The organism is Pseudomonas sp. PSE14, assembly GCF_029203285.1.
Lineage (GTDB): Bacteria > Pseudomonadota > Gammaproteobacteria > Pseudomonadales > Pseudomonadaceae > Pseudomonas.
The window spans coordinates 4,059,601-4,085,281 of record NZ_CP115669.1 but is presented as its reverse complement, the minus strand read 5'-3'; the positions used below and the strand labels follow the sequence as shown (position 1 = coordinate 4,085,281).

Annotated in this window: 26 protein-coding genes; 25 read left to right on the top strand and 1 reads right to left on the bottom strand. The window is 66.2% G+C overall.

Annotation, left to right across the window (positions count from 1 at the left end):
* From fliG to O6P39_RS18695, 5 genes are all read left to right on the top strand, one after another.
* Positions 1-1,017 carry a flagellar motor switch protein FliG gene (gene fliG, locus O6P39_RS18715; RefSeq protein WP_275607952.1) on the top strand — a complete coding sequence of 339 codons (1,017 nt, stop codon included), beginning with the start codon at positions 1-3 and terminating at the stop codon, positions 1,015-1,017.
* On the top strand, positions 1,018-1,800 hold the full coding sequence (gene fliH / locus O6P39_RS18710) for a flagellar assembly protein FliH (RefSeq protein WP_275607951.1): 783 nt from the start codon (positions 1,018-1,020) through the stop codon (positions 1,798-1,800).
* Positions 1,790-3,145: a flagellar protein export ATPase FliI gene (gene fliI / locus O6P39_RS18705; protein ID WP_275607950.1), complete on the top strand. Its 1,356-nt coding sequence runs from the start codon at positions 1,790-1,792 to the stop codon at positions 3,143-3,145. Before fliH ends, fliI begins: the two co-directional genes overlap by 11 nt.
* A gap of 88 nt (positions 3,146-3,233) precedes the next feature.
* The gene (gene fliJ / locus O6P39_RS18700) at positions 3,234-3,677 is read left to right on the top strand and encodes a flagellar export protein FliJ (protein WP_275607949.1); all 444 of its coding nucleotides are present in this window, start codon (positions 3,234-3,236) and stop codon (positions 3,675-3,677) included.
* A 147-nt stretch (positions 3,678-3,824) separates the two neighbouring features.
* Positions 3,825-4,478 carry a DUF1345 domain-containing protein gene (locus O6P39_RS18695; protein ID WP_275607948.1) on the top strand — a complete coding sequence of 218 codons (654 nt, stop codon included), beginning with the start codon at positions 3,825-3,827 and terminating at the stop codon, positions 4,476-4,478.
* A gap of 16 nt (positions 4,479-4,494) precedes the next feature.
* Here the strand turns inward: O6P39_RS18695 and O6P39_RS18690 are convergent, their stop codons facing one another.
* Positions 4,495-5,211 carry a TorF family putative porin gene (locus O6P39_RS18690; RefSeq protein WP_275607947.1) on the bottom strand — a complete coding sequence of 239 codons (717 nt, stop codon included), beginning with the start codon at positions 5,209-5,211 and terminating at the stop codon, positions 4,495-4,497.
* 225 nt (positions 5,212-5,436) lie between these two features.
* Here O6P39_RS18690 and O6P39_RS18685 point away from each other — a divergent pair, with 225 nt between their 5' ends.
* From O6P39_RS18685 to O6P39_RS18590, 20 genes are all read left to right on the top strand, one after another.
* On the top strand, positions 5,437-5,742 hold the full coding sequence (locus O6P39_RS18685) for an STAS domain-containing protein (protein ID WP_275607946.1): 306 nt from the start codon (positions 5,437-5,439) through the stop codon (positions 5,740-5,742).
* An 11-nt stretch (positions 5,743-5,753) separates the two neighbouring features.
* The gene (locus tag O6P39_RS18680) at positions 5,754-7,469 is read left to right on the top strand and encodes a SpoIIE family protein phosphatase (RefSeq protein ID WP_275611983.1); all 1,716 of its coding nucleotides are present in this window, start codon (positions 5,754-5,756) and stop codon (positions 7,467-7,469) included.
* Between the two features lie 56 nt (positions 7,470-7,525).
* Positions 7,526-7,867, top strand: a complete 342-nt coding sequence (locus O6P39_RS18675) for an Hpt domain-containing protein (protein WP_275607945.1) — start codon at positions 7,526-7,528, stop codon at positions 7,865-7,867.
* A gap of 81 nt (positions 7,868-7,948) precedes the next feature.
* Positions 7,949-9,247 (top strand): flagellar hook-length control protein FliK, encoded by a 1,299-nt coding sequence (locus O6P39_RS18670; protein ID WP_275607944.1) that lies wholly within the window; start codon positions 7,949-7,951, stop codon positions 9,245-9,247.
* Between the two features lie 350 nt (positions 9,248-9,597).
* Positions 9,598-10,119, top strand: a complete 522-nt coding sequence (gene fliL, locus O6P39_RS18665) for a flagellar basal body-associated protein FliL (RefSeq protein ID WP_275607943.1) — start codon at positions 9,598-9,600, stop codon at positions 10,117-10,119.
* A gap of 9 nt (positions 10,120-10,128) precedes the next feature.
* Positions 10,129-11,100: a flagellar motor switch protein FliM gene (gene fliM, locus O6P39_RS18660; protein WP_152222002.1), complete on the top strand. Its 972-nt coding sequence runs from the start codon at positions 10,129-10,131 to the stop codon at positions 11,098-11,100.
* A gap of 15 nt (positions 11,101-11,115) precedes the next feature.
* Complete coding sequence (fliN, locus tag O6P39_RS18655; RefSeq protein WP_152222004.1) at positions 11,116-11,586, top strand: flagellar motor switch protein FliN; 471 nt, start codon at positions 11,116-11,118, stop codon at positions 11,584-11,586.
* A gap of 52 nt (positions 11,587-11,638) precedes the next feature.
* Positions 11,639-12,064 (top strand): flagellar biosynthetic protein FliO, encoded by a 426-nt coding sequence (gene fliO / locus O6P39_RS18650; RefSeq protein WP_275611982.1) that lies wholly within the window; start codon positions 11,639-11,641, stop codon positions 12,062-12,064.
* 59 nt (positions 12,065-12,123) lie between these two features.
* Positions 12,124-12,852: a flagellar type III secretion system pore protein FliP gene (fliP, locus tag O6P39_RS18645; RefSeq protein ID WP_275611981.1), complete on the top strand. Its 729-nt coding sequence runs from the start codon at positions 12,124-12,126 to the stop codon at positions 12,850-12,852.
* Between the two features lie 166 nt (positions 12,853-13,018).
* The gene (gene fliQ / locus O6P39_RS18640; protein ID WP_275607942.1) at positions 13,019-13,288 is read left to right on the top strand and encodes a flagellar biosynthesis protein FliQ; all 270 of its coding nucleotides are present in this window, start codon (positions 13,019-13,021) and stop codon (positions 13,286-13,288) included.
* Complete coding sequence (gene fliR / locus O6P39_RS18635) at positions 13,288-14,064, top strand: flagellar biosynthetic protein FliR (RefSeq protein ID WP_275607941.1); 777 nt, start codon at positions 13,288-13,290, stop codon at positions 14,062-14,064. Before fliQ ends, fliR begins: the two co-directional genes overlap by 1 nt.
* 6 nt (positions 14,065-14,070) lie before the next feature.
* Complete coding sequence (gene flhB / locus O6P39_RS18630; protein ID WP_275607940.1) at positions 14,071-15,207, top strand: flagellar biosynthesis protein FlhB; 1,137 nt, start codon at positions 14,071-14,073, stop codon at positions 15,205-15,207.
* Between the two features lie 123 nt (positions 15,208-15,330).
* Entirely contained in the window at positions 15,331-16,596 is a 1,266-nt protein-coding gene (locus O6P39_RS18625; RefSeq protein ID WP_275607939.1) for a TPM domain-containing protein, read from the top strand.
* A gap of 265 nt (positions 16,597-16,861) precedes the next feature.
* A complete protein-coding gene (gene flhA, locus O6P39_RS18620) occupies positions 16,862-18,985 on the top strand; it encodes a flagellar biosynthesis protein FlhA (protein WP_275607938.1) in 2,124 nt (707 codons plus the stop codon).
* 15 nt (positions 18,986-19,000) lie between these two features.
* On the top strand, positions 19,001-20,311 hold the full coding sequence (gene flhF / locus O6P39_RS18615; protein ID WP_275607937.1) for a flagellar biosynthesis protein FlhF: 1,311 nt from the start codon (positions 19,001-19,003) through the stop codon (positions 20,309-20,311).
* Positions 20,312-20,479: 168 nt separating this feature from the next.
* Complete coding sequence (gene fleN, locus O6P39_RS18610; RefSeq protein WP_015476555.1) at positions 20,480-21,310, top strand: flagellar synthesis regulator FleN; 831 nt, start codon at positions 20,480-20,482, stop codon at positions 21,308-21,310.
* The gene (gene fliA / locus O6P39_RS18605; RefSeq protein WP_275607936.1) at positions 21,307-22,056 is read left to right on the top strand and encodes an RNA polymerase sigma factor FliA; all 750 of its coding nucleotides are present in this window, start codon (positions 21,307-21,309) and stop codon (positions 22,054-22,056) included. The genes fleN and fliA overlap by 4 nt, the downstream gene beginning before the upstream one ends.
* A 176-nt stretch (positions 22,057-22,232) precedes the next feature.
* The gene (locus O6P39_RS18600) at positions 22,233-22,607 is read left to right on the top strand and encodes a chemotaxis response regulator CheY (protein ID WP_085988857.1); all 375 of its coding nucleotides are present in this window, start codon (positions 22,233-22,235) and stop codon (positions 22,605-22,607) included.
* Between the two features lie 19 nt (positions 22,608-22,626).
* Positions 22,627-23,412 (top strand): protein phosphatase CheZ, encoded by a 786-nt coding sequence (locus O6P39_RS18595; RefSeq protein ID WP_275607935.1) that lies wholly within the window; start codon positions 22,627-22,629, stop codon positions 23,410-23,412.
* Between the two features lie 31 nt (positions 23,413-23,443).
* Positions 23,444-25,651 carry a chemotaxis protein CheA gene (locus O6P39_RS18590; protein ID WP_275607934.1) on the top strand — a complete coding sequence of 736 codons (2,208 nt, stop codon included), beginning with the start codon at positions 23,444-23,446 and terminating at the stop codon, positions 25,649-25,651.
* The last annotated feature ends 30 nt before the right edge of the window (positions 25,652-25,681 follow it).

The following is a 25,681-nucleotide window of genomic DNA, read 5'->3' as shown; positions in this document are numbered from 1 at the left end:
ATGAGCGAACCTCGGGCGAACGCCAAACTGAGCAAGGTCGACAAGGCCGCCATCCTCCTGCTGTCCCTCGGCGAGACCGACGCGGCGCAGGTGCTGCGGCACATGGGCCCCAAGGAAGTGCAGAAGGTCGGCGTGGCCATGGCGCAGATGCGCAACGTGCACCGTGAGCAGGTCGAGCAGGTGATGGGCGAGTTCGTCGAGATCGTCGGCGACCAGACCAGCCTGGGCGTCGGCGCCGACAGCTACATCCGCAAGATGCTCACCCAGGCCCTGGGCGAGGACAAGGCCAACAACCTGATCGACCGCATCCTGCTGGGCGGCAACACCAGCGGCCTGGACAGCCTGAAGTGGATGGAGCCGCGCGCCGTGGCCGACGTAATCCGCTACGAGCACCCGCAGATCCAGGCCATCGTGGTCGCCTACCTCGATCCGGACCAGGCCGCCGAAGTGCTCGGCCACTTCGACCACAAGGTGCGCCTGGACATCGTCCTGCGCGTGTCCTCGCTGAACACCGTGCAGCCGTCCGCGCTCAAGGAGCTGAACCTGATCCTGGAGAAGCAGTTCGCCGGCAACGCCAACTCCACCCGCACCACCATGGGCGGCGTGAAGCGCGCGGCGGACATCATGAACTTCCTCGACAGCTCGGTCGAAGGCACGCTGATGGACGCCATCCGCGAGGTGGACGAAGACCTCTCGGGCCAGATCGAAGACCTCATGTTCGTCTTCGACAACCTCGCCGACGTCGACGACCGCGGCATCCAGGCGCTGCTGCGCGAGGTGTCCTCCGACGTGCTGGTGCTGGCGCTCAAGGGTTCCGACGAGGCGATCCGCGAGAAGATCTTCCGCAACATGTCCAAGCGTGCCGCCGAACTGCTGCGCGACGACCTGGAGGCCAAGGGCCCGGTGCGCGTCAGCGAAGTGGAAAGCGCGCAGAAGGAAATCCTCACCATTGCACGGCGCATGGCCGAGTCGGGCGAGATCGTGCTCGGCGGCAAGGGCGGCGAGGAGATGATCTAAGTGGTGCCCCCGGCCAAAGACGAGCAGGAGCTCAGCGAGCTGATCCGCGCGCGCGATGTCTCGGGCTTCGACCGCTGGTCGCTGCCCAGCTTCGACCCGATCAAGCCGCTGCCCGAACCCGAGCCGCAACCCGAACCTGTGGCCGAGGAGCCGCAGATCGAGGAAGTGCCGGAGGAAGAGGTCAAGCCGCTGACGCTGGAGGAACTCGAGGCGATCCGCCAGGACGCCTACAACGAGGGCTTCTCCACCGGTGAGAAAGACGGCTTCCACGCCGGCCAGTTGAAGGCGCGTCAGGAAGCTGACGCGGCCCTGCAGCCGCGCCTGCAGAGCCTGGAAACCCTGATGGGGCAGCTGCTGGATCCGATCGCCGAGCAGGACCAGATGCTCGAGGCGGGCATGCTCAGCCTGGTGACCCACGTGGTGCGCCAGGTGGTGCAACGCGAGCTGGCCACCGATTCCAGTCAGATTCGCCAGGTGTTGCGCGAGGCGTTGAAGCTGCTGCCAATGGGCGCCGGCAATATCCGCATCCAGGTCAACCCGCAGGACTTCGAATTGGTGAAGGCCCTGCGCGATCGCCACGAGGAAAGCTGGCGGATCATCGAGGACGACAGCTTGCTGCCCGGCGGTTGCCGCATTGAAACCGAACACTCGCGCATCGACGCGAGCATCGAGACGCGCCTGGCCCAGGCGGTCAAGCAGCTCTTCGAGCAGCAGCGCGACCAGGCGACCCACGCGCTGGCGCCGGACCTGCACCTCGACCTGGGCACGCCCGATGCGCCTTGACCGGGTCAGCTTCGCCCGCCGCCTTCAAGGCTATAGCGAGGCGGTGAACCTGCCGGCGCAGCCGGTGGTGGAGGGCCGCCTGCTGCGCATGGTCGGGCTGACCCTGGAGGCCGAAGGCCTGCAGGCCTCGGTCGGCAGTCGCTGCCAGGTGATCAACGACGGCGGCTATCACCCGGTGCAGGTGGAAGCCGAGGTGATGGGGTTCTCCGGCAGCAAGATCTACCTGATGCCGGTGGGCAGCCTCGCCGGCATCGCCCCCGGTGCTCGTGTGGTGCCGCTGCCGGACTCCGGCCGCCTGCCCATGGGCATGTCCATGCTCGGCCGCGTGCTCGATGGCGTCGGCCGCGCGCTGGACGGCAAGGGCGGCATGCGTGCCGAGGACTGGGTGCCGATGGAAGGGCCGATCATCAACCCCCTGGCGCGCGACCCGATCCACGAGCCGATGGACGTCGGCATCCGTTCGATCAACTCCCTGCTCACCGTCGGCCGCGGCCAGCGCCTGGGTCTGTTCGCCGGTACCGGTGTGGGCAAGTCGGTGCTGCTGGGCATGATGACCAAGTTCACCAAGGCCGACATCATCGTGGTCGGGCTGATCGGCGAACGGGGCCGCGAGGTGAAGGAATTCATCGAGCACATCCTCGGTGAAGAGGGCCTCAAGCGCTCCGTGGTGGTCGCATCGCCCGCGGACGACGCGCCGCTGATGCGCCTGCGTGCCGCGCAGTACTGCACGCGCATCGCCGAATACTTCCGAGACAAGGGCAAGAACGTCCTGCTGCTGATGGACTCCCTGACCCGCTACGCCCAGGCCCAGCGCGAGATCGCCCTGGCCATCGGCGAGCCGCCGGCGACCAAGGGCTATCCGCCGTCGGTGTTCGCCAAGCTGCCGCGCCTGGTGGAGCGCGCCGGCAACGGCGAGAAGGGCGGCGGCTCGATCACCGCTTTCTACACCGTGCTCAGCGAGGGTGACGACCAGCAGGACCCGATCGCCGACGCCGCCCGGGGCGTGCTCGACGGTCACTTCGTGCTGTCGCGCCGGCTGGCCGAGGAAGGCCATTACCCGGCCATCGACATCGAAGCCTCGATCAGCCGGGTGATGCCCCAGGTCACCAGCCCCGAACACCTGCGCGACGCCCAGCGCTTCAAGCAGCTGTGGTCGCGCTACCAGCAGAGCCGCGACCTGATCAGCGTCGGCGCCTACGTGGCCGGCGGCGACGCCGAGACGGACCTGGCGATCCAGCGCTTCCCGATCATGCGCCAGTTCCTCCGCCAGAGCCTGGACGAGAGCCAGAACCTCGACGACAGCCGATTGCTGCTCGATGCCGTGGTCAGTGGCAAGGCCGGCTGATGCGCATGATCCCCGGCACTGAGCTTTTCGCTCCCTCTTCCTTAAGGGAGAGGGTTGGGGAGAGGGCCGCACGGCAGAGGGCTAACCTGTGAACCGCCGCGCCGAACGCCTCGCCCCGGTGGTGGACATGGCCCTCAAGGCCGAGCGGGAAGCCGCGCGCCAGCTCGGCCTGGTGCAGAACCAGCTGCTGCAGGCGCAGCGCAAGCTCGCCGAGCTCGAACGCTATCGCCTGGACTACCAGCAGCAGTGGATTCGCAATGGCCAGCAGGGCGTCACCGGGCAGTGGCTGATCAACTACCAGCGCTTCCTCTCGCAACTGGAAACCGCCGTCGAGCAGCAGAACCGTGCCGTGGAGTGGCACCAGGGCAGCGTCGACAAGGCCCGCGCGGCCTGGCAGGAGAAGTACGCCCGCCTGGAAGGCCTGCGCAAACTGGTGGAGCGCTATCGCGAGGAAGCGCGTGCGGCCGCCGACAAGTACGAGCAGAAGCAGCTCGACGAATTCGCCCAGCGCCTGAAACCCTCGCCGGAGTGAGCGGGGGCGCGTGCTAGGCTCCAGTCAGTCTCTCGATTGGAATGCCCGCACCATGCTTGTCCCACCGTCCGAGCCCGATTTTTCCCGTTGCCTGCGCCTGCGGCACCTCGCGCTCGACGGCGAGCCCATGCCGCTGGAGCGCACGCCATGCTGCGCCTGAATCGCGCCTTCCTGAGCGCCCACCCGCGTTTGATCGCCGCCTTCGCCGGCGGCCTGCTGGTGACGCTGGCCTGCTACCGCCTGGAACCGATGGTCCGGGTGCTGGTGGGATGGAACAGCATGGCCTGGCTGTACGTGCTGCTGATCGGCTGGCTGGCCTGGCGTGCCGAACCGCAGGAGGTGCGGCGCCTGGCCGAAGTCGAGGATGAGAACGCCGAAGCGGTGCTGGTGCTGATCAGCGTTGCCGCGCTGGCCAGCCTGGTGGCGATCGTCTTCGAACTGGCTGCCGCCGGTCATGCAGAGGGGGGTGAAAAACTCTGGCGCTACGCCTTCACTGCCAGCACCGTGCTGGGTTCCTGGTTCCTCATCGGCATGGTGTTCACCATGCACTATGCGCGGATGTTTTACTCCTCCGAGGACGGCGAACCGGTGCTGCGTTTTCCGGATGGGGAGACGAGCCCGGACTACTGGGACTTCCTCTACTTCTCCTTCACCCTGAGCGTGGCGGTGCAGACTTCCGACGTGGCGGTCGCCTCGCGGGCCATGCGCAAGGTGGTGCTGGCGCACTCGGTGATCGGCTTCCTGTTCAACACGGCGATCCTCGGGCTGGCGATCAACCTGGGCGCGGGGCTGATCGGGTAGGGGGCTTGCCGCCACGTTAGAACAGTGGCTTCGACGCCTTGAACATCACCGCCGTGTCGCAATAGGTGTTGTGCCCGGAGTACGCGCTGCAATCGCTGCCGGTCAGGCTGCTGCCGCTGTAGGAGAAGTTCAGGTCGAGGCCCAGCCAGGGGCGGCTGAGGTTCACCGACCAGTCCCCGAAGCCGCTGACGCTGCCGCCACCGCTCAGGCTCACCGGTTCAGCGAGGTTGTAGGTGGAGTACTTGAACGACACATCGAAGCCCAGGTCCGGCTCCAGCCCCAGGTCGGTGAACAGGGTGGCGCTGCTGCGGCCGCCCTGGCTACTGTAGGCCGCGCCGAGACGGCTGCCGAACACCGAGAGGCCGCCATACAGCGCCTGGCTGTCGAAGTCCGGTTGCTCGGGGCGGGTATAGCGCAGGGTGCCCAGCTCATAGCCCAGCCGGCCATCCCCCAGTGGATGCTTGAAGCCGGCGTAGCTGTCGATCTCCAGCGGTTTTTCCTGCTCCAGGTTCGAGGTCCAGCTGCCGACGTACCAGCCGCTGGCATGGCTGGCGTCCACGCCGCCCTGGGCGCTGTTCGCCTGGCCGGGCCGGACCAGCCCCTGGGCCATGCTGCGGGTCGGCGCATTGGCGAACTTCAACTCGAAATCACCCAGCTCGCGCTGCATCACCTGGGCATGCGCAACCGGCAGCGTGCTGACAGCGCAGGCCACGACGAGAATGGACTTGTACATGCTCCCCCTCCATTGCCTGGTGCGGCCCGACGTAGACGCATCGCCGTGGACCGAACCTTCGAAGGGTAACGGCATTTGCCACGCCCGTGGGGACCGGTGGTCCATTTCAGCGGAGTTCGGCAAGACCGGGTGATGGCGTTCCAATGGCTGCCAAGGTTGCCGCTGTCATGAGTTGCTGCTACATCTTCAAACTCCTGCGTGCCGATCATCGATAAGGAGAATCCCATGGCCATCACTTCCGTTCCTTCCGCTGACGGCCAGGAGCTGACCATCGTGGTCCAGGGTCGCTTCGATTTCGGTGCGCACCAGGAATTCCGCGACGCCTACGAACGCGTCGACATCACGCCCAAGCGCTATGTGGTCGATCTCAAGGGCGCCACCTACCTGGACAGCTCGGCGCTGGGCATGCTGCTCCTGCTGCGCGACCACGCCGGCGGCGAGAACGCACAGATCAGCCTGGAACACTGCAACGCCGACGTGCGCAAGATCCTCGCCATCTCCAACTTCGAGCAGCTGTTCAAGATCAGCTGAACTCGACTGTCCTGCATCCGAGAGCGGCCATGGCTGATTTCCTCACGGTCCTGATCGCCGACGACAACGCCGCCGATCGCCTGCTGCTGTCCACCATCGTCAGCCGCCAGGGGCATCGGGTGATCACCGCGTCCAATGGCCTGGAGGCCCTGGCGCTGTTCGCCCAGGAGCGCCCGCAACTGGTGCTGATGGATGCGCTGATGCCGGTGATGGACGGCTTCGAAGCGGCGCGACGGATTCGCCGGCAGGCCGGTGAGGAGCTGGTGCCGATCATCTTCCTCACCTCGCTGAGCGAAACCGAGGCGCTGGTGCAGAGCCTGGAGGCGGGCGGCGACGATTTCCTCTCCAAGCCCTACAACCGGGTCATCCTCGAAGCCAAGATCCGCGCCATGGGCCGCCTGCACCACCTGCAGCGGATGGTGCTGGAGCAGCGCGACCTGATCGCCCGGCACAACGAGCACCTGCTCAACGAGCAGCGAGTGGCCAAGGCGGTGTTCGACAAGGTGGCGCACTCGGGCTGCCTCAACGCGGCGAACATCCGCTACCTGCAATCGCCCTTCGCGCTGTTCAACGGCGACCTGCTGCTGGCCGCGTTCAAACCCTCCGGCGGCATGCACGTGCTGCTCGGCGACTTCACCGGCCACGGCTTGCCGGCGGCCATCGGCGCCATGCCGCTGGCCGAGGTGTTCTACGGCATGACCGCCAAGGGCTACCCGATGGCGGACATCCTTCGCGAGATGAACGCCAAGCTCAAGCGCATCCTGCCGGTGGGGGTGTTCTGCTGCGCGGCGATGCTCAACCTGAGCTTCCAGCGCGGCCTGGTGGAAGTGTGGAACGGCGGATTGCCCAATGGCTACCTGCTGCGCCACGACAAGCGCGAAGCGCTGCCGCTGGTGTCGCGCCATCTGCCGCTGGGTATCCTCGATGCGGCTGCGTTCAACGAGCACTACGAGGTCTACGCCATGGAGGAGGGCGACCGCGTGTTCCTCTTCTCCGATGGCGTGACCGAGGCGCGCAACGCCGCCGGCGAGATGTTCGGCGAGCAGCGTCTGCGCGAGGTCTATGAGGCGGAGGCTGTGCCGTCGCGCCTGTTCGATAGCATCCAGACGGCGCTGGCGCGTTTCCGTGGCGAGGTGCAGGACGACGTCAGCATGCTGGAGGTTGTGCTGGTGCCGGAGCATTCGCTGCAGCGGCCGCCGCTGGCGTTCTCCGACAGCGGCCTGAGCAGCCCGCTGGACTGGTCCGCCAGCTTCGAGTTCCGTGCGCCGACCCTGCGGCACTTCAATCCGCTGCCGTTCCTGCTGCAACTGCTGATGGAGGTGCAGGACCTGCGGCCCAAGGGCGGCGCGCTCTACACCGTGCTCGCCGAGCTGTATTCCAACGCCCTGGAGCACGGCGTGATGGGCCTGGATTCCTCGCTCAAGTGCGATGCCTCCGGGTTCGCCCGCTACTACCAGCAGCGCAGCCAGCGCCTGGCGCAGCTGCGCGACGGCTTCGTGCGCTTCCATCTCGACCTCGCGCCCCACGGCGAGGGCGGGCGCTTGCTGGTGCGGGTGGAGGACAGCGGCGATGGCTTCGACGTCGGCGCGGTGCTGGCTTCCCAACGCGCCGCCGGCAGCCTCTGCGGGCGCGGCTTGACGCTGGTGCGGCAACTGGCCGATCGCTGCCAATGGTCGGGTGATGGCAAATCGGTGTCCGTGGAGTTCTTCTGGTCGGCTCAGGCATAATCCGGCCTTCGCTTGCCATCCAGCCCTGTGGCGAGCAGTCCTACCGGGAGTGCCGAATGTCCGTGCCGCATCTCGATGACGCCGTGCAGCGCAACCTGCTGGAGATCATGGAAGACGAGTATCCGCTGCTGGTGGAGACTTTCCTGAGTGATTCCGAGGAGCGTCTGAGCAGCATTCGCGCGGCTTTCACCGCCGCCGACGGCGCCGCATTGCGCCATGCTGCGCACAGCTTCAAGGGCAGCTGCGGGAACATGGGCGCCACCGTGCTGAGCGGGCTGTGCAAGCAGCTCGAAGACGCCGCCCGGCACAACGACCTGGCTGCCGCACAGGGGCTGATCGCGAAGGTCGAGCACGAGTTCACCATCGTTCGCACGCTGTTGCTGCCCGGTCGCGCCTGATCCTCTCCGCCAGATCAAACAGAGAATTGGCCCGCCCCTTGCTATCTCCGTGATGGATATTCACATCAACGGAGAACTCCGATGGCTGTCGCCCCGGATATTTTATTGACGCCCACGCCGGACCCCAGGCCCAAGGCGGCGCTCTCCAAGCCTGCGCAGAATTCGCCCGACCCCGCCAACGACAGGGGTTCCAGCTTTGCCGACGTCTACGCGCAGGAGAAGCGCCCGGCGGCCAGCGAGCGCCCCGACAAGGCGGCCAAGCCCAAGGCCGAGAAGCCCAAGGACGCCTCCGACAAGGACGCCAAGACCAGCGATTCCAAGGATGCCGCTGCCGCCGACAAGCCAGCGGTTGCCGATGACGGCAAGGCCTTGCCGGCCGACGGCGAGACCAAGGTGGCCGATAGCGAGGAGAAGCCCGAGGCCACTCTCGACCCGCTGCTGATGCTGGGCATGACCGGCCAGTTGCCGGCCCCGACCAGCGAAGCGCCGCCCCTGGTGATCAGCACTGGCGTGGGCCAGCAGACCGTGGCCAGTACGGACGGCGACCTGGAAAAGCTCAACGCACTGCCGGGCGTGACCCTGGCCCTCGACCAGGGCGCGCAGGACCAGGCGCAGCAGCTCCAGCAGACGCAGGTGGCCGGTGACGTGGCTGCCAAGGGCGCTGACAAGCCGGTGGAAGGCAACGGCAAGGCCGACCTGTCGGCAATGCTTTCGGCGTTGACCCCGGATACGACGGCGAAGGCTGCCGACGGCAAGCTGGCCGAAGGTGCACTGCAGGCCAGCGCGGACCTGGGCCAGGCCTTGCCGGAGCTCCAGTCCCAGGCCAAGCCCGAGGCGCCACGCAACGAGTCCTTCGCCGCGCGGCTGGAGTCGCTGACCCAGGCACTGAATACGCCGCAGGCCATGACCAACCGTCCGGTGAACCCGCTGGTGCCGGGGCAGCCGGTGTCGGTGCAGCAGAACGGCTGGACCGACCAGGTGGTGGACCGGGTGATGTGGATGTCGTCGCAGAACCTCAAGTCCGCCGAGATCCAGATGGACCCGGCCGACCTCGGGCGCCTGGAAGTGCGCATCCACATGAGCGCCGACCAGACCCAGGTGAACTTCGTCAGCGCCAACGCCAACGTACGCGAAGCGCTGGACAGCCAGCAGCACCGCCTGCGCGAGATGTTCAGCCAGCAGGGCATGGGGCAGCTCGACGTCAACGTCTCCGACCAGTCCGCCCGAGGCTGGCAACAGCAACAGGGCGGCGATGATCGCGGTGGCTCGCGCCGGGTCGCCGGCTCCGATGGCGACGACGAGCCGATGATCAGCGGCGTGTCCGAGATCCGCCCGCAGGTGGCGGCGCAGGGCAGGGGGCTGGTGGATTACTACGCCTGATGCTCAAGCCGTAGGGCGTACAACCGTTCGCGGTTGTACGCCGATACACCATGCCTGTCTGCCGCCCCTGGGGCGAGCCGGACGCCCAGTTCATACCCGAGCAGGCCGGCGGCCACGGTTAATCGGCGTATAACGCGGAGCGTTATACGCCCTACGCCTAGGGCAACTCTTGCGTGGCGTGTGCGATCGCGCGTCGATGTGCCTCGGAAATTTCTCTCCCCGCCCCGTGACTTCCTCCGTCTAGCCTGTAATATCCGCGGCGGCGCCAGTCCGACAATTCCAAACTGGCACAGCCCTTGCTCCTACCCCGGTATCTGCGCATCGCGCCGGAAAAGTGACGGATATTTGGCATGGCCAAGAAAGATCAGACGCCTCCCTTCCCAGACGGACAGGCCCCCGGCAAGGGCAAACTGAAGCTCATCATTCTCATCGCCCTGGCATTCCTGCTGGCGGTGGGGCTGTCGGTCGGCGGCACCTGGTTCTTCCTGAGCAAGCACGCCAAGCCCGCCGAGGCGGAGGCGAAGGCCGAGGAAGGCGCCGCACCGGGCAAGAAACAGGCGATCTACGAAATCCTCGCGCCGTCCTTCGTGGTCAACTTCAATCAGAACGGCCGCCAGCGTTACCTGCAGGTGGCGGTGGCGCTCATGGGCCGCGACCAGGCGCATATGGATGCGCTGCGCGAGCAGATGCCGCTGGTGCGCAACCAGCTGGTGATGCTGTTCTCCAGCCAGAATTTCGACTCGCTGGTGACCCCGGTGGGCAAGGAGATGCTGCGCCAGCAGGCGACCTCCAGCCTTCAGGAACTGGCGAAGAAGGCGACCGGTCAGTTGACCGTGGAACAAGTGCTTTTCACCAACTTCGTATTGCAGTAGGTACCCGCCATGGCCATGCAGGATCTACTTTCCCAGGACGAGATCGACGCGCTGCTCCACGGCGTCGACGACGGCCTCGTGGAAACCGAGTCCGACGTCGAGCCGGGGGCGATCAAGTCCTACGACCTGACCAGCCAGGACCGCATCGTCCGGGGCCGCATGCCGACCCTGGAGATGATCAACGAGCGCTTCGCCCGTTACACCCGCATCAGCATGTTCAACCTGCTGCGCCGCTCGGCGGATGTCGCCGTGGGCGGCGTGCAGGTGATGAAGTTCGGCGAGTACGTGCACTCGCTGTACGTGCCCACCAGCCTCAATCTGGTGAAGATGAAGCCGCTGCGCGGCACCGGCCTGTTCATCCTCGACGCCAAGCTGGTGTTCAAGCTGGTGGACAACTTCTTCGGCGGCGACGGTCGTCACGCCAAGATCGAGGGCCGCGAGTTCACCCCCACCGAACTGCGGGTGGTGCGCATGGTCATCGAGCAGGCCTTCGTCGACCTCGCCGAAGCCTGGCACGCGGTGATGCCGATCACCTTCGAGTACGTGAACTCCGAGGTGAACCCGGCGATGGCCAACATCGTCAGCCCCAGCGAAGTGGTGGTGGTCTCCACCTTCCACATCGAGCTGGACGGCGGCGGCGGCGACCTGCACATCACCCTGCCGTACTCGATGATCGAGCCGATCCGCGAGATGCTCGATGCCGGCTTCCAGTCCGACGTGGACGACCAGGACGAGCGTTGGATCAACGCCCTGCGCGAGGACATCCTCGACGTCAGCGTGCCGCTGGGCGCCACCGTCGTGCGCCGCCAGCTCAAGCTGCGCGACATCCTGCACATGCAGCCCGGCGACGTGATCCCGGTGGAGCTGCCCGAACACATGATCATGCGCGCCAACGGCGTGCCTTCCTTCAAGGTCAAGCTGGGTTCGCACAAGGGCAACCTGGCCTTGCAGATTCTCGATCCGCTCGAGCGCCCGCGCTGAGCAAGAGGACCCACCATGGCAGACGAAGACAACGTGACTCCCGAAGAACAGGCCCTGGCCGATGAGTGGGCCGCCGCGCTCTCCGAATCGGGCGACGCCAACCAGGACGACATCGACGCACTGATGGCCCAGGGCGGCGCCACCCCGGTGGCACCGGCCGCGCCGCGCGCGCCGATGGAAGAGTTCGGCATGGCGCCCAAGGCGCCGACCATCGCCGGCCTGGAAGGGCCGAACCTGGACGTGATCCTGGATATCCCGGTGACCATTTCCATGGAGGTCGGCAACACCGACATCAGCATCCGCAACCTGCTGCAGCTCAACCAGGGCTCGGTGATCGAACTCGATCGCCTGGCCGGCGAGCCGCTGGACGTGCTGGTCAACGGCACCCTGATCGCCCACGGCGAGGTGGTGGTGGTGAACGAGAAGTTCGGCATCCGCCTCACCGACGTGATCAGTCCCAGCGAACGCATCAAGAAGCTGCGCTGACATGGCCCGCCTGTCCGCGATCCTCAGTGCATTGCCTCTGGCGGGGCTGTCCATGCTGGCGTTCGGCGACGACGCCAAGGCGCCGGTGTCGACGCCGGCCATCGTCCACGCCAGCTCCGCCCCGAGCATGATCACCGGCAGCGCCGGCGCGCAGTTGCTGCAACTGCTGCTGGGGCTGGTGCTGGTGGTTGGCCTGATCTTCCTGCTTGCCTGGCTGGTGCGCCGGGTGCAGCAGGTCGGCCCGCGCGGTAACCAGGCGATCCGCCTGGTTTCCAGCCAGGCCCTCGGCCCGCGCGATCGGCTGGTGCTGGTGCAGGTGGGCGAGGAGCAGATCCTGCTTGGCCTGACGCCGGGTCGCATCACCCCGCTGCACGTCTTGCGCCAGCCGGTGCATGCCGCCGAGTCGGAGCCGGTGCAGCCGGAATTCGCCCAGCGCCTGCTGGAGTTGCTGAACAAGGACAAGGGCCGCCCGCAGTGACCCGTTCGCCGAATATTTCCGCTCTGCTCGGCGCGCTCAAACGCGGCGCACCGCTGCTTCTGGGGCTGCTGGCGCTGGCCGTGCCGCAGGCCTTCGCCGCCGATCCGACGCAGATCTCGGCGATCACCGTGACCACCAACGCGCAGGGGCAGCAGGAGTACTCGGTCAGCCTGCAGATCCTGCTGATCATGACGGCGCTGAGCTTCATCCCGGCGTTCGTCATGCTGATGACCAGCTTCACCCGGATCATCATCGTCTTCTCCATCCTGCGCCAGGCGCTGGGCCTGCAGAGCACGCCGTCGAACCAGGTGCTGATCGGCCTTGCGCTGTTCCTCACCCTGTTCGTCATGGCGCCGGTGTTCGACAAGATCAACGCCAACGCGTTGCAGCCCTACCTCAACGAGCAGATTCCCGCCCAGGAGGCGCTCAGCCGCGCCGAAGTGCCGCTCAAGGCGTTCATGCTGGCGCAGACCCGGCAGTCGGACCTGGAACTGTTCGTGCGCCTGTCCAAGCGCACCGACATCCAGAGCGCCGACGCCACGCCCCTGACCATCCTGGTCCCGGCGTTCGTCACCTCGGAGTTGAAGACTGCGTTCCAGATCGGCTTCATGATCTTCATCCCGTTCCTGATCATCGACCTGGTGGTGTCCAGCGTGCTGATGGCGATGGGCATGATGATGCTGTCGCCGCTGATCATCTCGTTACCGTTCAAGATCATGCTGTTCGTGCTGGTGGACGGCTGGGCGCTGATCATCGGCACGCTCGCCGGCAGTTTCGGGACGGTGTAGCGATGTCGATTCCCGTCGGCGCAATGGTATCCGGTGGCACCGTAGGATGGCGTGGAGCGAAGCGATACCCATCGATCTCCGGGCCGACTCCGCTGATGGATATCGCAAGCTCCACCCATCCTACGAATGGGCTTCCCACTGGGGCCGCTGTGCAAGAGGAGCAACCATGACTCCCGAAGTTGCCGTAGACCTGTTCCGCGAAGCGCTCTGGCTGACGGCGATGATCGTCGCCATCCTGATCCTGCCCAGCCTGCTGGTGGGCCTGGTGGTGGCGATGTTCCAGGCCGCCACCCAGATCAACGAGCAGACCCTGAGCTTCCTGCCGCGCCTGATCGTGGTGCTGCTAACCCTGATCGTGCTGGGGCCCTGGCTGATACGGCAGCTGATGGAGTACACCCAGACGCTGATCAGCAGCATCCCGACGCTGATCGGCTGATGCTGGAACTCACCAACGCGCAGATCGGCGGCTGGGTCGGGGCCTTCCTGTTCCCGCTGTTCCGCATCGCCGCGCTGCTGATGGTGATGCCGATCTTCGGCACACAGCTGGTGCCGACCCGCGTGCGCCTCTACCTGGCCCTGGCGATCGCCGTGGTGCTGGTGCCGAACCTGCCACCCATGCCGCAGGTGGATGCGCTGAGCGTCAAGGCCATGCTGCTGATCGGCGAGCAGATCCTCATCGGCGCCATGCTCGGCTTCACCCTGCAGCTGATGTTCCATGCCTTCGTCATCGCCGGGCAGATCATCTCCATGCAGATGGGCCTGGGCTTCGCCTCCATGATCGACCCCACCAACGGCATCTCGGTGCCGGTGCTCGGGCAGTTCTTCACGATGCTGGTGACCCTGCTTTTCCTGGCCATGAACGGCCACCTGGTGGTGTTCGAGGTGCTGGCCGAAAGCTTCGTCACCCTGCCGGTGGGCGAGGGGTTGTCGGGCAACCACCTGATCACCGTCGCCGGCAAGCTCGGCTGGGTGATCGGCGCCGGGTTGCTGCTGGCGCTGCCGGCGGTCACCGCGCTGCTGGTGGTCAACCTGGCATTCGGCGCCATGACCCGCGCCGCGCCACAGCTGAACATCTTCTCCATCGGCTTCCCGCTGACTCTGATCATGGGCTTCATCATCGTCTGGATCGGCAGCGCCGACATTCTGTCGCAGTACCAGTCCCTCGCCAGCGAGGGCCTGCAACTGCTCCGTGAACTGGTTCGAGCGAGGTAGCCAGCGATGGCGGAAAGCGAGAGCGGTCAGGACAAGACAGAGGAACCTACAGAGAAACGGCGCCGGGAGGCGCGCGAGAAAGGCCAGCTGCCGCGTTCGCGGGAGCTGAACACCCTCGCTGTGCTCGTCGCCGGCGCCGGCGGCCTGCTGATCTATGGCGCGGGCCTGGCGGACGCACTGATGCGCCTGATGCGCGGCAGCTTCGAGCTGTCCCGCGAGACGGTGATGAACAGCGACAACATGCTCCGGCTGCTGGCCAATGCCGCGCAGATCGCCGGAGAGGGGCTGTGGCCGATCCTCGCGCTGCTGCTGGTGGCGGCGCTGCTCGGGCCGGTGGCTCTGGGCGGCTGGCTGTTCTCCAGCGAGGCGCTGGCGCCCAAGTTCAGCCGCCTGAACCCGCTGGAAGGGCTCAAGCGGATGTTCTCGGCCAAGTCCCTGCTGGAGCTGTTCAAGGCGCTGATCAAGTTCACCGTGGTGCTCGCCGTGGCGATCCTGGTGTTGCAGTCGGACAAGGACGACCTGCTGGCGATGGCCCACGAGCCCACCGAGCAGGCGCTGGTGCATTGCGCCCGGGTGGTCGGCTGGAGCGCCTTCTGGCTGGCCTGCAGCCTGCTGCTGATTGCCGCCGTGGACGTGCCCTACCAGCTCTGGGACAACCGCCAGAAGCTGATGATGACCAAGCAGGAAGTGCGCGACGAGTACAAGGACTCCGAGGGCAAGCCGGAGGTCAAGGCCAAGGTCCGCCAGATGCAGCGCGAGATGGCGCAGCGGCGGATGATGCAGGCGGTGCCGGACGCCGACGTGGTGATCACCAACCCGACGCACTTCGCCGTCGCCCTCAAGTACGACCCCGGTGCCTCCGGCGCGCCGCGCCTGCTGGCCAAGGGCAACGACTTCATGGCGCTGAAGATCCGCGAGGTGGCCCAGGAGCACAAGGTCACGGTGCTGGAGTCCCCGGCGCTGGCGCGGGCGGTGTACTACTCCACCGAACTGGGCCACGAGATTCCCGCCGGTCTCTACCTCGCGGTTGCCCAGGTGCTGGCCTACGTGTACCAGCTCAAGCAGTTCCGCGCCGGCAAGGGCAAGCGTCCGGGGCCGATGCCGGACCTGCCGATTCCGCCGGACCTGCGGCGGGACGAGTGAGGCCTGCATCGGTCCGGCGAACGGTTCTGCGGTTTCTGTTCGAGCGTACTATCTGTCTCCAGCATTACGCTTCCCATGGCCGACTCGATTGCGTCGGCCTCACTGCCTTCAGGGATGGAAGGAATGAACGACTGGATTCGCCTCGTATTCTGCCTGCTCATGCTGTTGAGCGCCCCCGTGGTCCACGCCGGAGCATTCAGCGAAGAGCCGGTGGCCGAGTCAGTCGCCGCCGACGCCGCGCGGGAACCTTTTGCGCAGACGGTGGCCGTGCCCGTGCTGGAGCGTCCAGTCACCGACCTGACGATGACCCTGGATGCGGTCTGGATCGCGGCCATGGAGCAACGCCTGCTCGCTCTGCAGCAGCGCAAGGGCTCGCAGATCGCCGTGCTGATGGTGCCCAGCACCGGTGAGGACAGTATCGAGCAATACGCCACGCGGGTGTTCGAACAGTGGCGCCTGGGGCGCCAGGGCGTGGACGACGGCGTGCTGGTGCTGGTGGCCAAGGACGACCGGACGATGCGCATCGAGGTGGGCTACGGACTGGAGGGTGCCATTCCCGATGTCACGGCCGGTCGCATCATTCGCGATGAGATGGTCCCGGCGTTTCGCCAGGGCGACTTCGCCGGCGGCATCGAGCGCGCGGTGGGCGTCCTGGAGCGGTTGATCGATGGCGAAACGCTGCCGGAGGAGCGTCATGACAGCGGCCTGACCCGCGAGGGCTGGATGCTGCTGATTGCCCTGGGCTGTGGCGCGGTGGCAGGCGTGGCGTTGCGCCGCAAACTGCTGGCCGCCCGCGTGGTCGTCGGCGTGTCGACAGGGCTGATGGTGCTGCTGGCGTTCGGCGCCGGGCTCAAGACCGCGCCATTGTTCTTCATGGTCGTGTCGTTCTGCATGGTGCTGGGCGGGGCCGTCGGCGCCCTGGCGGCGTCTTCGCGCAAGTCCGCCTGGATCGTCGGCGCCATCGTCGGCTATCTCGTGGCGCTGTCGGTGGGTGCCAGCCGGTACGGCGCCGAGGTGCTGCTGTATGGCCTGGCAGGCCCCATCGGCCTGACCCTTGGGCTGGCGTTGCTGTGTTTGCCCTTCGTCCTTGCCCATGCCGCCTGGAAGCGCAGCCGGCTGGAGTTCCTCATTCGCCTGGCATTGGCTTCGGGTATCGGTGCGTTCGTCATGACCATCACCGGTATCGTCGAGCACCTCGGCGAGTTCCCGGAGTCGCTGGCGCTGTTGCCGATGCTGTACTTCCCGATGCTGTTCGCCTTCATCATCGGCCGAGGCTCCAGTTCGGGCTCCGGTTCCAGTGGTGGCGGAAGTTCGTCATCCAGTAGCGGTAGCGGCTATTCCGGCGGCGGTGGCTCCAGTGGCGGAGGCGGCGCTTCAGGGAGCTGGTGAGGTAGGGCGTATAACGCTCCGCGTTATACGCCGATTGGCCTTGGTTTCGGGGTGCTCCGGGCCGGACTGGGGCATCGTCGGAATGCGTGGTGTATCGGCGTACAACCGCGAACGGTTGTACGCCCTACGGGCCTCTGGAACGGGTATTTCCGCCGCTTCGAAAAAGTTGGAACGCTTCCTGCTAAATCCCCTGCAAACGCCCTCCTGGGCGTCAAAAGTTTGATCCGGCGGGCGCAAGATCCGCCGCAGGGCAGGGGAGTCAAGGGTGGACCGCACGCAACTGATCAGCAACGTTCGCAGCAATCTGGCGGGCCTGGGCCGGGGCAATCTCGGCGTGCCGCTGCTGCTGCTGGCCATGCTGGGCATGATGACCCTGCCGATTCCGCCGTTCCTGCTGGACGTGCTGTTCACCTTCAACATCGCCCTGTCCATCGTGGTCCTGCTGGTCTGCGTGTATGCGCTGCGGCCGCTGGACTTCGCCGTGTTCCCGACCATCCTGCTGGTTGCGACACTGCTGCGCCTGGCGCTGAACGTCGCCTCCACCCGCGTGGTGCTGCTCCACGGGCATGACGGCCACGCCGCCGCCGGCAAGGTGATCCAGGCCTTCGGCGAGGTGGTGATCGGCGGCAACTACGTGGTCGGTATCGTGGTCTTCGCGATCCTCATGATCATCAACTTCGTGGTGGTCACCAAGGGCGCCGGGCGTATCTCCGAAGTGAGCGCGCGCTTCACCCTCGATGCCATGCCCGGCAAGCAGATGGCCATCGACGCCGACCTCAACGCCGGACTGATCGAGCAGGCGGAAGCCAAGAAGCGCCGCGCCGAAGTGGCCCAGGAAGCCGACTTCTATGGCTCCATGGACGGTGCCAGCAAGTTCGTTCGCGGTGACGCCGTCGCCGGCCTGCTGATCCTCTTCATCAACCTCATCGGTGGCGTGGCCATCGGCATGCTCCAGCACTCGATGAGCTTCGGCGATGCCGGCAAGGTCTACGCCCTGCTGACCATCGGCGACGGTCTGGTGGCGCAGCTGCCGTCGCTGCTGCTGTCCACCGCCGCGGCGATCATGGTGACCCGCGTGTCCAGCGCCGAGGACATGGGCCAGCAGGTCAACCGGCAGATGTTCGCCTCGCCCAAGGCGCTGGCCATCTCCGCCGCGATCCTGATCGCCATGGGCCTGGTGCCGGGCATGCCGCACATTTCCTTCGTCGGCCTGGGCGGCCTGGCCGCTGGCGGCGCTTACCTGATCTGGCAGCGCCAGCGCCAGGCGGCGCAGCAGGCCGAGCAGGAAACCCAGCGCCAGCAGGAGCTGCTGCCGGCCCAGCGCGCCCAGGAAGCCAAGGAGCTGGGCTGGGACGACGTGACCCCGGTGGACATGGTCGGCCTGGAAGTCGGCTACCGCCTGATTCCGCTGGTGGACCGCAACCAGGGTGGCCAACTGCTGGCGCGGATCAAGGGCGTGCGCAAGAAGCTGTCCCAGGACCTGGGCTTCCTGATGCCGTCGGTGCACATCCGCGACAACCTCGACCTGCTGCCCAACGCCTATCGTTTGACGCTGATGGGTGTCAGCGTGGCCGAAGCCGAGATCTACCCGGACCGCGAGCTGGCGATCAACCCCGGCCAGGTGTTCGGTACCTTGAACGGCATCGCCGGCAAGGACCCGGCCTTCGGTCTGGAAGCCGTGTGGATCGAGGCCTCGCAGCGCGACCAGGCGCAGTCCCTGGGCTACACCGTGGTCGACGCCAGCACCGTGGTTGCCACCCACCTCAACCAGGTGCTGCACAAGCACGCCCACGAACTGCTTGGCCACGAGGAAGTCCAGCAACTGATGCAACTGCTGGCCAAGACCTCGCCCAAGCTCGCCGAAGAGCTGGTGCCGGGGATGATTTCCCTGTCGACCCTGCTCAAGGTCCTGCAGGCGCTGCTGCAGGAGCAGGTGCCGGTGCGCGACATCCGCACCATCGCCGAGGCCATCGCCAACGTTGCCGCCAAGAGTCAAGATCCCGCCGCCATGGTGGCGGCAGTTCGCGTCGCGCTGTCCCGCGCAATCGTGCAAACCATTGTGGGACTAGAGCCGGAGCTGCCTGTGATCACTCTGGAACCCAGGTTGGAACAGATATTGCTGAACAGTCTGCAGAAGGCCGGACAGGGCTCCGAAGACGGCATGTTGCTGGAGCCCGGAATGGCGGAAAAGCTGCAACGCTCGATGGTCGAGGCGGCGCAGCGCCAGGAAATGCTCGGCAAGCCGGCAATCCTGCTGGTGGCCGGTCCCGTCCGCGCGATGATGTCCCGATTCGCGCGGATGGCGGTCCCCACCATGCACGTGCTGGCTTACCAGGAAATCCCGGACAACAAACAAGTGACGATCGTCGCCACCGTTGGGCAGAACTGATTGAGGTCGCAGGCCATGCAGGTAAAACGCTTCTTCGCCGCCGATATGCGTCAGGCCATGAAACTGGTCCGTGACGAGCTGGGCCCGGACGCCGCGATCATCGGCAATCGCCGTGTCGCCGGTGGCGTGGAACTGACCGCGGCGCTGGACTACCAGGCCCCGGCGGCGGCCAGCAAGCCGAACCCGGCGCTGGAAGCCGAGCTGCGCAAGACCCAGGCGCGCATCGCCCAGGCCAGGGCCGAGCTGAGCGAGCCGACCCGCATGAGCGAGGCCGTGAGCAAGGACCGTCAAATGTACGACGCGCCGGCGCCGCGCCGCAGTGCTGCCGAGACCCTGGCGGAAGCCATGGCCGCCCCGGTTGCGCCGGCTGCCGCCAACGTCGGCCAGCAGGCGCTGGAAGCCATGCGCTTCGAGCTCAACGGTCTGCGTGAACTGATCGAAGTGCAGTTGGGCTCCATCGCCTGGAACCAGCTGCAGAACCAGCGTCCGAAACAGGCCAACCTGTGGCGCCGCCTGCAGCGCATGGGCCTGCCGGCGGACCTGTCGCGCAGCCTGCTGGAGAAGGTGGCCTCCATCGCCGATCCGAAGCAGGCCTGGCGCATGCTGCTGGCGCACCTGGCGCGCTCCATCAACACTCCGGAAATCGACCTGCTGGAGCAGGGCGGGGTGGTTGCGCTGGTCGGCCCGGCCGGCATGGGCAAGACCACCACCCTGGCCAAGCTGGCGGCGCGCTACGTACTGAAATACGGTGCGCAGAGCATTGCCCTGGTGTCCATGGACAGCTTCCGCATCGGCGCCCAGGAGCAGATCAAGACCCTTGGCCGCATCCTCAACGTTCCGGTGACCCTGGTCGATCCGGGTCAGTCGCTGATCCAGGCCATGGCGCCGCTGGCGCGCAAGCGCCTGGTGCTGATCGATACCGCCGGCCTGCCCGCCAACGATCCGGCGCTGCGCATGCAGCTCGAAGCCCTGGCGGCGCAGAGCCTGAATGTGAAGAACTACCTGGTGCTGGCCGCGACCAGCCAGAGCCAGGTACTCAAGGCCGCCTGGCAGAACTATCGTTCGTGCGGATTGACCGGGTGCATCCTGACCAAGCTGGACGAGGCTGGCAGCCTTGGCGAGGCGCTCGCTCTGGCAATTGGCCAGCGTCTCCCGGTAGCCTATCTGGCGGACGGCCCGAAGATTCCGGATGATCTGCAGGTTGCGCGCAGCCACCAGCTGGTCAGTCGCGCGGTGAGCCTGCAGGCGCCGGAAGAGCCGAGCGAGGACGCCATGGCCGACCTGTTCGCCGGCCTGTACCAGCAGCCGGTGCGCCGCGCCAGCTGAACGAATTGAACGGCCCCGTGGTGGGGTGACGGGCGGCCAGGTGGGCTGCCCGGCGAGGCGGATGCTCTGGGAGACGATCCGCGAACGCCGGAAGCGGTAGAGCACCGCGGCCGGCAGGGCCGCAGCGCCAGGGGGCGCGGCGGCTGAATGACGAGACAAGGTATTGATATGGGCATGCATCCTGTACAGGTAATCGCAGTCACCGGTGGCAAGGGTGGTGTCGGCAAGACCAACGTGTCGGTGAACCTGTCGCTGGCGCTGGCCGACCTCGGCCGCCGCGTCATGCTGCTGGACGCCGACCTGGGCCTGGCGAACGTCGACGTGCTGCTGGGCCTGACCCCCAAGCGCACCCTGGCCGATGTCATCGAAGGCGAGTGCGACCTGCGCGACGTGATCCTCCAGGGCCCCGGCGGCGTTCGCATCGTTCCGGCGGCCTCCGGCACGCAGAGCATGGTGCACCTCACCCCCATGCAGCACGCCGGCCTGATCCAGGCCTTCAGCGACATCAGCGACAACATCGACGTGCTGGTGGTGGACACCGCCGCCGGCATCGGCGACTCGGTGGTGAGCTTCGTCCGTGCCGCGCAGGAAGTGCTGCTGGTCGTCTGCGATGAACCCACTTCGATCACCGACGCCTACGCTTTGATCAAGCTGCTCAACCGCGACTACGGCATGACCCGCTTCCGCGTGCTGGCGAACATGGCCCACAGCCCCCAGGAGGGCCGCAACCTGTTCGCCAAGCTGACCAAGGTCACCGACCGATTCCTCGACGTGGCGCTGCAATACGTGGGCGCCATTCCGTACGACGAGTCGGTGCGCAAGGCGGTGCAGAAGCAGCGTTCGGTGTATGAGGCGTTCCCGCGCAGCAAGGCTTCCCTGGCCTTCCGTGCGATAGCGCAGAAAGTCGACAGCTGGCCGCTGCCGGCCAACCCGCGTGGGCACCTGGAGTTCTTCGTCGAGCGCCTGGTGCAGCATCCCACCACGGGTTCGGCCGTATGATGACGGCCTCCGGAGCGCGTATGTACAGCAAGGCGCAGGCGCAAAACTCCCAGGACCAACTGATCCAGCGGTACGCGCCGCTGGTCAAACGTATCGCCTACCACCTGCTGGGCCGCTTGCCGGCCAGCGTGCAGGTGGAGGACCTGATGCAGGCCGGCATGATCGGCCTGCTGGAAGCGGCGAAGAAATACGACGCCGGCAAGGGCGCGAGCTTCGAGACCTACGCCGGCATCCGCATCCGCGGCGCCATGCTCGACGAGGTGCGCAAGGGCGATTGGGCCCCGCGTTCGGTGCACCGCAATACCCGCATGGTCAGCGACGCGATCCGCACCGTCGAGGCCAGAACCGGTCGTGACGCTAAAGATCAGGAAGTCGCTGCCGAACTCAATATGAGTCTCGAAGAGTATTACGGCATTCTCAGCGACACCCAGGGCAGCCGCTTGTACAGCTTCGACGATCTGCTGCAGGACGGCGAGCAGGGCAGTGGCCTGGCCGAAGACGCTTCGCACCAGGGCAACGAGCCCTCCCACGGCCTGGAAGACGAACGCTTCCAGGCGGCGCTGGCCGACGCCATCACCAAGCTGCCCGAGCGTGAGCGGCTGGTGCTGGCCCTGTACTACGACGAGGAACTCAACCTCAAGGAGATCGGCGAAGTGCTGGGGGTCAGCGAGTCCCGGGTCAGCCAGCTGCACAGCCAATGCGCCGCGCGCCTGCGGGCACGTCTGGCGGAGTGGCGCGCGCACTGAGGTTCGGGTAGTTTCGCGTCGGATTTTTCTCAGGCTTCAGACGCAGGTTTCAGAATTCTTCCGGGCGACGTCCCTTTGACGCCGCCCACACGGGATGAGCGCACGGCGCTCGATGAATTGACGGCACGCCCGCCAGGACGTGCCTGGTATCGATGGAGGTCGGTTTGGACAAGAATATGAAAATTCTCATCGTGGACGACTTCTCCACGATGAGGCGCATCATCAAGAACCTCCTGCGGGACCTGGGGTTCACCAACACCGCAGAAGCCGACGACGGCACCACTGCGCTGCCGATGCTGCACAGCGGCAACTTCGACTTCCTCGTCACCGACTGGAACATGCCCGGCATGACCGGCATCGACCTGCTGCGCGCGGTCCGCGCCGACGAGCGCCTCAAGCACCTGCCGGTGCTGATGGTCACCGCCGAGGCCAAGCGCGACCAGATCATCGAAGCGGCCCAGGCCGGGGTCAACGGTTATGTGGTCAAGCCTTTCACCGCTCAGGTGCTGAAAGAAAAGATCGAGAAGATTTTCGAGCGGGTCGGCAGCTGAGGCTGGCAGAGAGGGCGTCATGGATCTCGTCAACGAATCCGCGGGTGACTTCGAGTCGACCCTGAAAAAACACGCGCGCGAATTGGTCGATTGCCTGGATCGTGGTGAAGTCCAGACCGCCGTGCAGCTGATTTCCGAGCTCAACCAGGCGCGCGATCGCGGGCTCTACCAGGAAGTCGGCAAGCTCACCCGCGAGCTGCACAACGCCATCGTCAACTTCCAGATCGATCCCAATTCCCGCCACGCCGAGGAAATGTCGCAGATCGCCGACGCCACCGATCGTCTTTCCTACGTGGTGAAGATGACCGAGAAGGCGGCCAACCGCACCATGGACCTGGTGGAAGAGTGCACCCCGGTGGTGATGCACATCGAAACCCAGGCCAAGGAGCTGCAGGAAGACTGGGCGCGCTTCATGCGCCGCGAACTGGGGCCCGAGGCCTTCCGTGACCTGGCCAAGCGCGTCGAGCAGTTCCTCTACATCAGCGCCCAGGACAGCCGCAAGCTCTCCGCGCACCTCAATGACATCCTCCTGGCGCAGGACTTCCAGGACCTCACCGGGCAGGTGATCAAGCGCGTCACCAAGCTGGTCACCGAGGTCGAGTCGAACCTGGTCAAGCTGGTCTGGATGGCCGGCCAGGTGGACCGCTACGCCGGTATCGAGCATGACTACCAGGGCATGAGCGAGGCCGTCGAAAAAGAAAGATCGTCCAAGGGTGAAGGTCCGCAGATCGCTGCCGATACAAGAAAAGACGTCGTATCCGGTCAGGACGACGTTGATGACCTGTTGTCCAGCCTGGGTTTTTAAGCGTCGCCTGACGCTGTAGAGGGAGCACCGAATGAGCTTCGACGCCGATGACGAGATCCTCCAGGACTTCCTGGTGGAGGCCGGCGAGATCCTCGAGCAACTGTCCGAGCAACTGGTCGAGCTGGAAAGCCGACCCGATGACATGGACCTGCTCAATGCGATTTTCCGTGGGTTCCATACCGTCAAGGGCGGAGCCGGCTTCCTCCAGCTGAACGCGCTGGTGGAGTGCTGCCACATCGCCGAAAACGTCTTCGACATGCTGCGCAAGGGCGAACGCCGCGTGGATGCCGAACTCATGGACGTGATGCTGCAGGCGCTGGATACCGTCAACGTCATGTTCCAGCAGGTGCGTGACGCGCAGGAGCCGACCCCGGCTACGCCGGAGCTGCTCGCTGCCCTGTCGCGCCTGGCTGATCCGAACGCCGCGCCGGCCGAAGCTCCGGCGGCCGCCGAGCCCTTAGTCGAGCCAGCGCCGGCGGCTCCGGCGGCCTACGGCGACATCACCGATGCCGAGTTCGAGCAACTGATGGATGCGCTCGAACCCGCCGCCGACGCCCCCGCGGCATCGGCGGGTGCCGGTGGCGACGACATCACCGACGACGAATTCGAGGCGCTGCTCGACCAGTTGCACGGCAAGGGTCAGTTCGGCGGCGTCCAGTCGCCCGCCAGCGCCGCGCCCGCCGCGAGCGAAGCCGCTCCGGCCGCCAGTTCGGGTGACGACATCACCGACGACGAGTTCGAAGCGCTGCTCGACCAGCTGCATGGCAAGGGCCAGTTCACCGGCGCGAAGGAAGAGCCGGCCGTTGCTGCGCCTGTGGATAAAGCAGAGAAATCCACCGAGGCTTCCACTGCCGGCGGCAACGACAACATCACCGACGACGAATTCGAGAAGCTGCTCGACGAGCTGCATGGCAAGGGCCAGTTCACCGGCGCGAAGGAAGAACCGGTCGCCGCCGCCAAACCGGCCGCCGCGCCGCCGCCGGCCAAGCCTGCCGCACCGGCGAAGGCCCAGGCCGCCAAGCCGGCCGAGGCGCCGCGCCCGGTCGCCGCTGCCGAGAAGCCGGCCAGCGAAGCGGAAACCACCGTGCGGGTGGACACCGCGCGCCTCGACGAAATCATGAACATGGTCGGCGAACTGGTGCTGGTGCGTAACCGCCTGGTGCGCCTGGGCGCCAACAGCGGTGATGAGGCGATGGCCAAGGCCGTGTCGAACCTCGACGTGGTCACTGCCGACCTGCAGTCGGCGGTCATGAAGACCCGCATGCAGCCGATCAAGAAGGTCTTCGGCCGCTTCCCCCGTCAGGTCCGCGACCTCGCGCGCAACCTGAAGAAAGAGATCAACCTGGAGCTGATCGGCGAAGAGACCGACCTGGACAAGAACCTGGTCGAGGCTCTGGCCGACCCGCTGGTGCACCTGGTGCGCAACGCGGTGGATCACGGCATCGAAGGCCCGAACGAGCGCGAAGCCGCCGGCAAGGCGCGCTCCGGCCGGGTGGTACTGTCCGCCGAACAGGAAGGCGACCACATCCTGCTGTCGATCTCCGACGACGGCAAAGGCATGGACCCGGACGTGCTGCGCGCCAAGGCCGTGGAGAAGGGCCTGCTGGACAAGGACGCGGCTGACCGCCTCTCCGAGTCCGACTGCTACAACCTGATCTTCGCTCCGGGCTTCTCGACCAAGACCGAGATTTCCGACGTCTCCGGCCGCGGTGTCGGCATGGACGTGGTGAAGACCAAGATTTCCCAGCTCAACGGCATCATCAATATCTATTCCACCAAGGGCCAGGGCTCGAAGATCGTCATCAAGGTCCCGTTGACCTTGGCGATCATGCCGACCCTGATGGTGATGCTGGGCAACCAGGCCTTCGCCTTCCCGCTGGTGAACGTCAACGAAATCTTCCACCTCGACCTGTCGAACACCAACGTGGTCGACGGCCAGGAAGTGGTGATCGTCCGCGACAAGGCCCTGCCGCTGTTCTACCTCAAGCGCTGGCTGGTGCCGGGCGCCCAGTACGAGGAGCCGGGCGAGGGGCATGTGGTGATCCTCTCGGTGGGCACCCAGCGCATCGGCTTCGTGGTCGACCAGTTGGTGGGCCAGGAAGAGGTGGTGATCAAGCCGCTGGGCAAGATGCTGCAGGGCACCCCGGGCATGGCCGGGGCAACCATCACCGGTGACGGGCGGATCGCCCTGATCCTCGATGTGCCGAGCATGCTCAAGCGCTACGCGCGGCGTATCTGATTCTTGCGCGCGCGGGGACGCCCGCGCGCG